The organism is Kocuria sp. ZOR0020 (assembly GCF_000800955.1).
In the GTDB taxonomy this organism is placed as follows: domain Bacteria; phylum Actinomycetota; class Actinomycetes; order Actinomycetales; family Micrococcaceae; genus Kocuria; species Kocuria subflava.
This window is the reverse complement of the sequence record NZ_JROX01000066.1, coordinates 1-11,654: the sequence shown is the minus strand read 5'-3', so window position 1 is coordinate 11,654 and position 11,654 is coordinate 1. Positions and strand designations below refer to the sequence as shown.

Sequence of the window (11,654 nt, the reverse complement as noted above, 5' to 3'; positions counted from 1 at the left end):
CCGCCGCGGCCATCCTGTGACCGGTAGGTGCCCGCGGAGTGCCAGGCCATACGGATCATGAACGGTCCGTAGTTGCCAAAGTCAGCGGGCCACCAGTCCTTGGAAGTGGTCAGCACCTCCGCAATGCTCTGCTTGACCTCAGCCAGATCCAGCGCCTCAAAGGCGGCGGGGTAGTCAAAGTCGGGATCGTGCGGGTTGATCACCGGCTGTTCCTTGGCCAGGATCTTCAGGTTCAACCGGTTGGGCCACCACTGCTGGTTGGCGTCGCCGGAGGTCGGGTGCGGCAGGGAGGCGCCGTGCGCAACCGGGCACTTGCCTTCGGAGGACTCCTGAACCGGCTGCTCCGGCAGACCGGTGGCCTCGGTCTCAGTCATCTCACCGACGGTGGTGGAGTCATCGCCATGAGGCAGGTTCTCAGTGCTCACTTCTGTTCCTTTCAATCGGGACAAACCTTGGGGTCTGGAAAGTTGGGTTCTCAGGTGACCTTGGACGGCGACGACGACGACGCTGCCGCCTCCCGGTCAGGCTGCTTGCGGCAGTCCGGGCACAAGCCCCAGTAGTAGATCTCTGCCTCGTCCACTAAGTACCCGTGGTTCTCGTCCAGGTGCAGGCAGGGGGCCTGACCGGTGGAGCACGGGACGTCCACCAGCTGCGCGCATCCGCGGCACACCAGGTGATGGTGGTTGTCATTGCGTCGGATCTCGTACAGGGCGGAAGATCCGGCCGGCTGCAATGAGCGGACCAGGCCGGCTTCCGTGAGCGCATGCAGGCAGTCGTAGACAGCCTGGTGAGACACGGACGGATTCTCCTGCCGTACCGCTTCCAGAATCGCTGCGGCATCCGCGTGCTGGTTGCGGTGCAGGGCTACGAGCACTGCCACGCGGGGTCGAGTGACCCGCAGACCGGCATCACGCAACATGGCGCGTTCCGGCAGCTCATCGGTTGTGATGGTGCTCATGAACACCATGGTGCCTGGTTAATTGGAATCCTTCAAGAAAGGCGTGCCTTGCCTCATGAGATGTAGGTTTTCAAGACCGCGTCGTGGGCTTGCGAGCATGTCCATGACGCTGCGCACGTCATCTTGTGGACATGTCGATTCTGCCGCCGGTCCGCCTGGGTTTTGGGATAATTCCCGCGTGACCGATGCACCCCATCACGTTCCTCACCCGCCGTCGCGCAGCCCGCTGCTGGCCGGTGACCGGGCTGCCGAGCCCCGCACCTTGGTGGACGTTTTCCTGGAAACCGTCCAGAACCACGGAGACTCCCCGGCGCTGGATGCGGCCGGATCGGTGTTGACCTACACCGAGTTCCACCAGGCAGCTGGTGAGATTGCCGCCGAGCTGGCGCACCTGGGGGTGGGCGCCGGGGACAAAGTGGGCGTGCGGGTGCCGTCCGGAACGGCCGATCTGTACGTGGCCATCATGGGCATCCTGCTTGCAGGTGCCGCCTATGTTCCCGTGGATGCCGATGACCCGGATGAACGTGCCCGCACGGTGTTTTCAGAAGCCCAGGTGGCCGCCGTGATCACGGCAGACCGTGTGGTCACCAGCCGCCTGCCGCAGATGCGTACGGCACTCACCCCGGCGGCGCCGTCGTTGACCGATGACTGCTGGGTGATTTTCACCTCCGGGTCCACGGGCAAGCCCAAGGGGGTGGCCGTCAGTCACCGCAGCGCAGCAGCTTTTGTGGACGCCGAATCCCGGCTGTTCCTGCAACGCAAGCCCATGGCGCCGGGGGACCGTGTGATGGCCGGGCTCTCCGTGGCTTTTGACGCCAGTTGTGAGGAAATGTGGCTGGCCTGGGCCCACGGTGCCTGCCTGGTGCCCGCCCCACGTTCCCTGGTGCGTTCCGGTATGGACCTGGGGCCGTGGTTGGTGGCCAACAACGTCACGGTGGTCTCCACTGTGCCCACCCTGGTCTCCCTGTGGCCGCCCGAAGCCCTGGCTGCCGTCCGTCTGTTGATCCTGGGCGGGGAGGCCTGCCCACCGGAGATCGGCGCTCGCTTGGCCAATGCCGATCGGGAGGTGTGGAACACCTACGGGCCCACGGAGGCCACCGTGGTGGCCTGCGCCGCACAGTTGACCGGTGAGCCCCCGGTGCGCATCGGCCTGCCGCTGGATGGTTGGGACCTGGCCGTGGTGGACGCTTCCGGGCACCCGGTCCCGGAAGGCGAAACCGGGGAACTGATCATTGGCGGCGTGGGACTGGCCCGCTACCTGGACCCGGCCAAGGACGCCGAGAAATACGCGCCCATGCCAACCCTGGGGTGGGAGCGCGCCTACCGATCCGGGGATGTGGTGGTCAACGACCCCGCCGGGCTGCTGTTCAAAGGCCGCGCCGATGACCAGGTCAAAGTGGGCGGGCGCCGCATTGAACTCGGGGAGATCGATGCCTCCCTGCTGGCACTGCCCGGCGTGGTGGGAGCAGCCGCTGCGGTCCGGAAAACGGGCAGCGGCAACTCGCTGATTGTGGGGTACCTGACCGTGGACTCCACGTTTGACCGCACCGCCAGCTTGGACCGGTTGCGCGCTGACATGCCCGCCGCCTTGGTGCCGCGCCTGGCGGTGGTGGAGGATCTCCCCACGCGCACCAGCGGCAAGATCGACCGCGACGCCCTGCCCTGGCCCCTGCCAGACGACGGTACTACCTCCTCCGCAGGTCTGGGCCAGACCGGCGCATGGTTGGCGGAGATCTGGAACGACGTCCTGGGATCGCGACCCAGCGCAGCGGAGGAAGACTTCTTTGCCCTGGGTGGAGGCTCCCTGACGGCAGCGCAGATCGTGGCGCGGGTGCGTGAACGCCACGTCAATGCCACCGTGGCCGATGTCTACGAACACCCCACCATCGGTGACTTTGCCGCCTGGCTGGACACCCTGGAAACGCCCGTGGGTCGGCTCAATGAGCAGGTCCAGCCCGTCTCCCGCCTGACACAGGCCGCCCAGATGGTGGCCCTGGTGGGTTTGCGTACCATCAGCGGATTGCGCCTGCTCCTGTGGTTGGCACTGGGTGTCCGCGTGGCGGATCTGCTGGGGTGGTCCCTTCCCGCTCAAAGCGTTGGCCTGGCGCCGTGGTGGGTGTTGGGCCTGGCCTGGGTGTTGCTGGTGTTGGCACCGGGACGGTTGGCGGTCACCGCCGTCGTGGTCCGGGCAATCCTGGCCGGGGTACGCCCCGGTACCTACCGGCGCGGTGGCCGAACGCATCTGCGGTTGTGGCTGGCCGAGCGGTTTGCGGAGGAAATGGGCGTGGGGCACGTGGGTGAGGCCGGCATGATGCGCTGGTACGCCCGCTGGCTGGGGTGTCAGGTGGGCCGGGACGTGGACCTCCACGCCATGCCACCGGTGACCGGGTTCCTGACCCTGGGCAACGGAAGCTCGATCGAACCGGAAGTGGACCTGCAGGGACACTGGATCGACGGCGCCACCGTGCACGTGGGGCACATCCGTGTGGGCAAACGCGCCCGCGTGGGTGCCCGCTCCACCCTTGCGCCAGGTGCGCGGATCGGTGCGGATGCGGAAATCGCCCCGGGCTCCACGGTGTTCGGCCCCGTGGGGGAGCAACAGCGGTGGTCCGGCTGCCCGGCAGCACCCGTGGGGGACGCGCGTGGTCCGTGGGGTCCGCGGCCCAAGAACCGACCCGTGTTCAGCGTGCTGTACGGACTGGCCGGAACGCTGATCTCCGCGCTGCCTGCCGTGGCAACGCTGGTGGGCCTGGCTGTGCTGTGGCTGCCGCTGCGTGCCACCACCTCCTTGGGAGATGCCCTGCTGACCGCAGCACTGTGGCTGCCGCTGGCTGCGTTGGCCGGTTACGCCACCTTGGCCCTGATGATCCTGGTCCTGATTCGGCTCTGTGCCCTGGGGCTGGAGGGCGGTCCACATCCGGTCCAAGGCCTGCGTGCACTGCAGACCTGGACCACGCTGCGCCTGATGGATGAAGCCCGCACCTGGCTGTTCCCCCTCTACGCCGGGATGGCCACCACGTGGTGGCTGCGGGCACTGGGAGCTCGGGTGGGCCGCGATGCCGAGGCCTCTACCGTGTTGATGATCCCCAGCTTGACCCGTGTGGGTGCCCGGGCCTTTCTGGCCGATGACACCTTGATCGGCGGTTATGAACTGGGTGGGGGATGGCTGCGGGTGGAACGCGTGAAGATTGGCCGCGGCGCCTTTGTGGGCAACTCCGGGATGACCGCCCCAGGGCGCAAAGTCCCCAAGGAATCCCTGGTGGCCGTGCTCTCCGCGGCACCGCGTCGCAAGAGCGCCAAGGCAGGGTTGTCCTGGGTGGGCTCCCCGCCGGAGAAACTGCGCCGCACCCACAGCGACGTCGACTCATCCCGCACCTATGAACCCTCCACCGGCCTGCGGATTCTGCGCGGAGTGATTGAGACCTGCCGGATCCTCTCCCTGCTGGTCCACATGGCCCTGTACCTGGTGGTTTTCGGGGCGCTCGCCGTGGTGGCCTCCACGTGGGGGCTGTGGGCGGCGGCGGTGGTCTCCGGTGTCGTGCTCCTGGGGGTTGGCGTACTGGCTGTGACTGCTGCGTTGCTTGCCAAGTGGCTGTTGGTGGGTCGGTGGAAACCGTCAGAACATCCGCTGTGGTCCGGATTCGTGTGGCGGGGGGAATTGGCGGACACCTTTGTGGAAGCAGTGGCCGTCCCGTGGCTGCTGCGTTTTGTGCCCGGCACCCCCGTGCTGAATCTGTACTTTGCCTCCATGGGCGCTCGAGTGGGGCGCGGGGTGTGGAGTGAGACCTACTGGCTGCCCGAACACGATCTGATCGAGTTGGGGGATGCCGTGACCGTCAACCGTGGATCTGTGGTGCAAACTCACCTGTTCCATGACCGTGTGCTGGCCATGGACACCGTCTGTCTTGGTCCTGGCGCCACGCTGGGGCCCAACTCCGTGATCCTCCCGGCCGCCACCTTGGGGCGCTACGCCACCGTGGGACCCGGTTCCCTGGTCATGCGCGGGGAATCGGCACCGGACAAGACCCGGTGGATCGGCAACCCCATAGGGCCGTGGGTGGAGGAGGCGGACTAGACTTCCGGACTGTCAGCCCACGTACCACCAGCCCTGATCGGAGCCGAATGACCAACCCAGACCCGTACCTGAGAGGGCACGGAGACACCCGCTACCGGGTGTCCCACTACGACCTCAAGCTCAGGTACAAGGTGTCATCCAACCGGTTGGAGGAACAGGCTCAGCTCTACGTGGAGATCGTGGAGGCCACGTCCCGGATCGATGTTGACCTCTACGGTCTGCGCCTGGGCAAAGTGCTGCTGGACGGCCGCCCGGCCAAGTTCCGGCACCGCGGCCAGCGCGTGACCGTTGAGGTGGGCGATCGCGTCCCTGGAAACCGGTTCCTCCTGGAGTTCAAGCTCACCGGCACCCCACGCCCGGTGCCCGGTGTGCACGGGGCTGCCGGTTGGGAGGAACTCACGGACGGATCCATGGTGGGTTCCCAGCCGCAGGGCGCCCCCGGTTGGTTCCCCTGCAACAACGACGCCGCAGACAAAGCCACCTACCGCATTGAAGTCACCACCGATCCCGAATACCACGTGGTGGCCAACGGAACCCTGACGGATTCCACCCGCAGTGGGGCCACCCGCACCTGGACGTATGTGATGGACCGGCCCATGGCGCCGTATCTGGCCACGGTTCAGATCGGGCCGTACGTAGTACAGAAACGTCCGGCCTCCGTGCCCGTGGAGGTGGTGCACCCCCGCACGGTGCATGTGGGGCATGGGTCGGCCTTTGAACGTCAGGCGGAGATGGTGGAGTACTTCTCCCAGGTGTTCGGCCCCTACCCGTTTGCGGAATACCGCGCCGTGGTGGTGGATGATGACCTAGAGATTCCACTGGAGGCTCAGGGTTTGAGCACGTTCGGGCTCAATCTGGTGGCACCGGAGTGGAACAACGAGCGCCTGGTGGCCCATGAACTGGCACACCAGTGGTTCGGCAACAGCGTGACGGGCCGCCAGCTCAGTGACATCTGGCTGCATGAGGGCTTTGCCTGCTACGCCGAATGGCTGTGGTCCGAGCACCGCGGGGGATCCGTGTCCGCACAGGATCGAGCTGCAGAGCACCACGCCGCCTCGTCCTCCACACCCGTGTTCCGCACCCTGGCAGATCCTGGGGTGCGCAACATGTTTGACGACTGGGTCTACAAACGCGGTGCCCTGACCTTGCACGCCCTGCGCGCGGAGCTGGGGGATGCCGTGTTCTTTGACCTCCTGCGCAGCTGGACCCGGGAGCACGCCGGGGGCACGGTGACCACGGATGACTTTGAGGCGCATTGCCTGCGCTGGGCCGGTGCCGCAGGCGCTCAGGTGGATGACCTGCTCCAAGCATGGCTGCACCGCTCCGAATTGCCGCCTCTGCCGGTGCTCAGCTCCTGATCACCCGGATGTTCTCCCGGGATGCGCCGGGCTGCAGCACGGCGACGGCGCAGGTCCACTCCGGACCAAGATCCACGTCCAGAATGGTGGCTGCCGGCCCCTCCAGCACGGTGCCATCCGGTGCCAGTCGGATGCTGCGTGGATGAGTGATCAGTCCCGTTCCATGGGCTTTGAGCAGGGCTTCTTTGCGGACCCACAGCAGGGTACGGGCGTCGTCGTCGGGGCAGTGTTCACGGGGGTGAACGGCCACGGTCTCAAAGTGGGGGAAGGCGGCGGCACCTGCGGTCTCCAGGTCAATGCCAAGGGTACTGTCCCGGCACACGGCCACCACGCCGAGCGCACCCGTTCGAGGGCGTGACAGGGACACCCCGAATGCGCCAGCCGAGCTCAGCAGAACGGGTCGGCCGTGCTCAGAACTGCCGCACGCGGTACAGGAGTGGGTGAGCCGAACGGACGGATCCCCAGTGATCTGGGCTGCCAGCTCACCAAGTGTCCGGTGCAGGTCATTGGCTGGCGCCATCCTGATGTGAACGTCCGTGATGTGCTCCTGAATGCCCGATCTCCTGACCAAGCGGTCATATATGATGCTAAGGTCTCGACAGTGACTCAAGTCACATCACCTGTTCCGGCGCGCACCTGTGGTGACCTCAGCGGCAGGCACGTGACGGGGGATACTTGATGCCACTCACGGGAGATCTTTTCACCCTCAAGGATCGCGCCGGCACCACCATTGCACCACCGATCCGCAACCCGCACCACCAGGAGGATCCATGTCCGGACGGAACAATTTCTTCAAGGTCGCCGCACTGACCGGCGTCGCAGCTCTGGCGCTCACCGCATGTGGTGACGGCGGAGGAAATGGCGATGGCGGTGGGGACGGGGAGATCTACCAGATCGGCATCACCCAGATTGTCTCCCACCCGTCCCTGGACGCCGCCCGCGAGGGCTTCAAGTCCGCCTTCGAGGAAGAGGGCATTGAGGTTGAATGGGATGAACAGAACGCTCAGGGTGAGCAGGCCACTGCCTCCAACATTGCAGGCACCTTTGCCAACGACAACAAGGACCTGGTTCTGGCCATTGCCACCCCCACTGCCCAGGCTGCGGCTCAGGCCATCCAGGACAAGCCGATCATCTTCACCGCTGTGACGGACCCGGAGGAAGCCGGACTGGTGGACTCCTGGGATGAGCCCGGTGGCAACGTGACCGGTACTTCAGACATGAACCCGGTCAAGGAGCAGCTGGAACTGCTCAAGGAACTGGATCCGGACGTAAAGACCGTGGGAATTGTCTACTCCTCCGGGGAAGCCAACTCCCAGGTGCAGGTTGACCTGGCCAAGGAGGCCGCATCCGAGCTGGACCTGGAGATCCAGGAAGCCACCGTGACCAACTCCTCCGAGGTCCAGCAGGGCCTGCAGTCCTTGGACGTGGATGCCGTGTACGTCCCCACGGACAACGTGGTGGTCTCCGCCCTGGAAACCGTCATCCAGTACGGGGAGGAGAACCAGCTGCCCATCTTGGCCGCTGAAGGTGACTCCGTGACCCGTGGTGCCGTTGCCACCTACGGCATCGACTACGAGGCTCTGGGCAAGCAGGCCGGTGAAATGGCCATCCGCGTGCTGCGCGACGGCGAGGACCCGGCCACCATGGCCGTGGAGCAGCAGTCCGAGCTGCAGCTCTTCATCAACCCAGAGGCTGCTGAGGCCCAGGGCGTGGACATCCCCCTGGAAGTCCGCGACCGCGCTGACGTGGTGGTCGGCGAGGACGTCGAGGCCCAGGACCCCGCCGAGGCCGGCGACCAGTGATCTGACGGACCGTTTGCCGTGACCCGACCCGCCCGTCTCCCTTTTTGTAACCACCACCTCCGGTGCGTGGCAGCGGAAGGGGAGCGGGCGGCGTCGTGGTCACGGTCAACGCGTACCCTCCCCATTTACTGCTGACGAGGACCCATGACTACTGCAGTCGAACTAGGGCTGATATACGCCATTGTGGCGCTGGGCGTTTACCTGACGTTCCGCGTGCTGAACTTCCCGGATCTGACGGTGGACGGATCGTTCACCGCAGGTGCCGGTACCGCCGGTGTGCTGATTGTCCAGGGGGTGAACCCGTTCCTGGCAACCGCTGCGGCATTCGTGGCCGGTGCCGTGGCCGGGCTGATCACCGGGCTGCTGCACACCAAGGGCAACATCAACGGGCTGCTGGCCGGCATCCTGACCATGATCGGTCTGTACTCCATCAACCTGCGCATCATGGGCGCCGCCAACGTGCCACTGCTGCGTGAGGACACCCTGTTCACGCTGCTCTACAGCAACGTCAGCCGCGGCATCGGCTCCATTGTGGTGCTGGCAGTGGTGGCTCTGCTGTTCAAGATCGTGATCGACTGGTACCTGCACACCGATGCCGGGCTGGCCCTGCAAGCCACCGGGGACAACGAGCTCATGATCCGCTCCTTTGCCGTGTCCACGGACCGGCAGAAGATCTACGGCCTGATGATCTCCAACGGTCTGGTAGCTGTGGCAGGCGCCCTGGTGGCGCAGTACCAGGGCTTTGTGGACATCCAGATGGGCATTGGTCTGATCCTGGTGGGCCTGGCCTCCGTGATTGTGGGGCAAGCGATCTTTGGCAACCGTGTGGTCATCCAGGCCACTTTGGCTGTGGTCCTGGGTGCCGTGCTCTACCGCTTGGCCATCCAGTTCGCGTTGAATGCCGGGCTGAACCCCAATGACATGAAACTGCTCTCCGCCCTGCTGGTGATCGTGGCCTTGCTGCTGCCGCAGTGGTCCGGGTTCCGCAAGATCGCCGGTTGGCGGCGCGGGTTGGGCTCCGGTGGTGCTGCCGGACTGACCGACGACGGAGCCGCAGCCACCTCGTCCGCCACCATGCCCGAGCGCGATCCCAACCAGCCGTCCACCGCGGCAAACCAGGTGGTGGGGGACCGCGCAGGCGTGGGGTCGCCGGGCGCGGGGTCCACGGGCTCAGGGGCATCGGGTGGCACGTCCTCGACCGGAAGCAAGGCGGTTTGACCATGCTGAACATCACCAATGTGTCCAAGACGTTCTTCCCGGGCACGGTCAATGAACGTAAGGCCCTGGTCAACGTGTCCCTGGAACTGCGCCCCGGGGACTTTGTGACCGTCATCGGCTCCAACGGTGCAGGCAAGTCCACCATCCTCAACACCATTGCCGGGCGGATCCAGCAGGACAGTGGGCGAGTGGAGATCGATGGCAAGGAGATCACCAAGCAGAAGGAGTTCCAACGCGCCGCCCGGATCGGGCGGGTGTTCCAGGACCCCATGGCCGGAACGGCCCCCAACCTGACGGTGGAGGAGAACCTCTCCCTGGCCGATCGCCGTGGAGCGTTCCGTGGGCTGGCGCGGGCTGTGTCCGGGTCCAAGCGAGATCGTTTTGCGGAGGAACTCAAGGTCCTGGAACTGGGCCTGGAGAATCGGATGAAGACCAAGGTGGGGTTGCTCTCCGGCGGTCAGCGCCAGGCCTTGAGCTTGCTGATGGCCACGTTCTCCAACCCCAAGGTGTTGCTGTTGGACGAACACACTGCAGCCCTTGACCCGCAGCGTGCCGAGCTGGTCACGCGGCTGACCAAGCAGGTGGTGCGGGCTCAAGGGCTGACCACCCTGATGGTCACCCACAACATGAACCAGGCCCTGGAAGTGGGCAACCGGCTGATCATGATGCACGAAGGCCGGATCATCCTGGACGCCACCCCCGGGGAGAAGAAGCAGATGACCCCGGAGGACCTCCTCCACCGGTTCTCCCAGCTCAAGGGCGCAGCTCTGGACGACAAAACCATGCTCCAGTAGGCGGCTCGCATCCCAGGCGGTTCCTCCCAGCCCGGGGTGCTAACCCGCGACCCTGCCGTTCAGGCTCCTGGCTGTGGTCTCACCTGCCGTTCGCTTAGCACACCGCTGCTGGTGCCCAGGTCGGGTTTCGCCACCTCTGGGTACGCAAATGACCACGAAACTGCCGGTTGAGTGGTCATTTGCGTACCCAGAGGTGGTTTTCCCGTACCGAACCTCGTTACCTGGCAGTCTCCACCGCAGCCTCCTGAACGACGACGACGACGACGACGCCGGCCCGGCACCAACCCACAGGTTCAGCACAGCTTGATGCAGCCATGCCCACAGAAGCCGGGCATCTACTGCAGACATGTCACTTCACCAGCGATCCGCGCCAGCGGCGCAATACTTAACGGGTTCGGACCACCTGCCCGCACCATCCGACTCCATCCACGCCCGAGCCAACCTGGGCACCTACCGCCAGGAACTCGCTGCAGAACGTGGCCGGCGCCAGCGTGCAGTCACGTTGTGGCTGGCCGGGATGGCGTTGGTGGCCGGTGTGGTCATGGCCATGACGGTGGCCTCGATCTGCCCGGTTGCGGTCACGGCCGCGGGCATCCTGGATGCGGTCTCCGTGGTGAGTGCGGCAGCAGGAACCTTGGGGATTCTGCTGCTGGTGGTACTGGCCGCACGGATCCCCGCGTTGGATCGAGCGTTTGGTCATGACGGACTGATGGCCTGGCACAAGGTGCTGGGGCCGTGGTCACTGGGGCTGGTGGCCGTACACATTGCGGCGTCCGTGTTGGCGGTGGCCTTTGCGGCAACGGGAAATGCGGTGGGGGCTGCCGTGAGCTTTGTGCTCTCGGACGGGGATCTGATCCTGGCACTGTTGGGTTCCCTGGTGTTTGCACTGGGCGGGGTGACCTCTTGGTCCAAGGTGAGGGGTTTGTTGCCGCGCAGCCTGTGGTGGAGCATCCACTTGAGCTTGTACGCCGGGATCATCCTGGCCTTTTTCCACCAGATCACCGCCGGTGGGCCGTTCATCAGCGGGTTCGCCAAGGTCTTGTGGATCGGTCTGTATGCCCTGGTTGCAGCCTTGATTCTGGGCTTCCGGGTGATCCGCCCGGTGCTGATCACCATGCGTCACGGGCTGACGGTGGAAGCCGTTGTCAACGAATCCCCGGGTGTGGTGTCCGTGTGGATGCGGGGCCGCAACCTGGAATCGCTGGGCGTGGACCCCGGCCAGTTCATGACCTTTCGCTTCCTGGCGCCTGGCCTGATGTGGCACGCGCATCCCTTCTCCGTCTTGGCCGTGCCCCATACCGACCTCATGAGGATCACCGTGGCAGAAGCGGGGGCCGCCACTGCACGCATGCGGTTCCTGCGACCCGGCACCCGGGTGGCAGTCGAGGGCGCACACGGCGTTCTGACTCGCGTCCAGTTCGGTGCCGACCGCGCCGTCCTGGTACGTTG

8 protein-coding genes and 1 pseudogene are annotated in these 11,654 nt (G+C 65.6%); 6 read left to right on the top strand and 3 right to left on the bottom strand.

What is annotated here, in order from left to right; all coding sequences use genetic code 11:
• Positions 1 to 374, bottom strand: a pseudogene (locus L979_RS04655) (catalase-peroxidase); the annotation flags it as partial.
• A gap of 101 nt (positions 375 to 475) precedes the next feature.
• Positions 476 to 958 (bottom strand): Fur family transcriptional regulator, encoded by a 483-nt coding sequence (locus tag L979_RS04650; protein ID WP_081993804.1) that lies wholly within the window; start codon positions 956 to 958, stop codon positions 476 to 478.
• A 178-nt stretch (positions 959 to 1,136) separates the two neighbouring features.
• On the opposite strand from L979_RS04650, the gene L979_RS04645 reads away from it, so the two are divergent.
• Positions 1,137 to 5,033: a Pls/PosA family non-ribosomal peptide synthetase gene (locus L979_RS04645; RefSeq protein WP_231559397.1), complete on the top strand. Its 3,897-nt coding sequence runs from the start codon at positions 1,137 to 1,139 to the stop codon at positions 5,031 to 5,033.
• 47 nt (positions 5,034 to 5,080) lie between these two features.
• Positions 5,081 to 6,391 carry a M1 family metallopeptidase gene (locus tag L979_RS04640; protein ID WP_047689835.1) on the top strand — a complete coding sequence of 437 codons (1,311 nt, stop codon included), beginning with the start codon at positions 5,081 to 5,083 and terminating at the stop codon, positions 6,389 to 6,391.
• On the opposite strand, the gene L979_RS14420 is transcribed toward L979_RS04640, so the two are convergent.
• Positions 6,381 to 6,911: a 4'-phosphopantetheinyl transferase superfamily protein gene (locus L979_RS14420; RefSeq protein ID WP_052209493.1), complete on the bottom strand. Its 531-nt coding sequence runs from the start codon at positions 6,909 to 6,911 to the stop codon at positions 6,381 to 6,383. The genes L979_RS04640 and L979_RS14420 overlap by 11 nt on opposite strands.
• A gap of 250 nt (positions 6,912 to 7,161) precedes the next feature.
• Between L979_RS14420 and L979_RS04630 the strand changes: the two genes are divergently transcribed.
• The 4 genes from L979_RS04630 to L979_RS04615 all read left to right on the top strand — a co-directional run.
• Positions 7,162 to 8,193 carry an ABC transporter substrate-binding protein gene (locus L979_RS04630; protein ID WP_052209492.1) on the top strand — a complete coding sequence of 344 codons (1,032 nt, stop codon included), beginning with the start codon at positions 7,162 to 7,164 and terminating at the stop codon, positions 8,191 to 8,193.
• Positions 8,194 to 8,337: 144 nt separating this feature from the next.
• On the top strand, positions 8,338 to 9,411 hold the full coding sequence (locus L979_RS04625; protein ID WP_047689833.1) for an ABC transporter permease: 1,074 nt from the start codon (positions 8,338 to 8,340) through the stop codon (positions 9,409 to 9,411).
• Between the two features lie 2 nt (positions 9,412 to 9,413).
• On the top strand, positions 9,414 to 10,205 hold the full coding sequence (locus L979_RS04620; RefSeq protein ID WP_047689830.1) for an ABC transporter ATP-binding protein: 792 nt from the start codon (positions 9,414 to 9,416) through the stop codon (positions 10,203 to 10,205).
• Positions 10,206 to 10,551: 346 nt separating this feature from the next.
• Positions 10,552 to 11,654: ferric reductase-like transmembrane domain-containing protein (locus L979_RS04615; RefSeq protein ID WP_052209491.1), on the top strand; the 1,103-nt coding region annotated here is incomplete at its 3' end.

Coding starts and splice junctions, on each gene's coding strand:
- L979_RS04650 (WP_081993804.1), bottom strand. CDS start 958: ATGAGCACCATCACAACCGATGAGCTGCCGGAACGCGCCATGTTGCGT.
- L979_RS04640 (WP_047689835.1), top strand. CDS start 5,081: ATGACCAACCCAGACCCGTACCTGAGAGGGCACGGAGACACCCGCTAC.
- L979_RS14420 (WP_052209493.1), bottom strand. CDS start 6,911: ATGGCGCCAGCCAATGACCTGCACCGGACACTTGGTGAGCTGGCAGCC.
- L979_RS04630 (WP_052209492.1), top strand. CDS start 7,162: ATGTCCGGACGGAACAATTTCTTCAAGGTCGCCGCACTGACCGGCGTC.
- L979_RS04625 (WP_047689833.1), top strand. CDS start 8,338: ATGACTACTGCAGTCGAACTAGGGCTGATATACGCCATTGTGGCGCTG.
- L979_RS04620 (WP_047689830.1), top strand. CDS start 9,414: ATGCTGAACATCACCAATGTGTCCAAGACGTTCTTCCCGGGCACGGTC.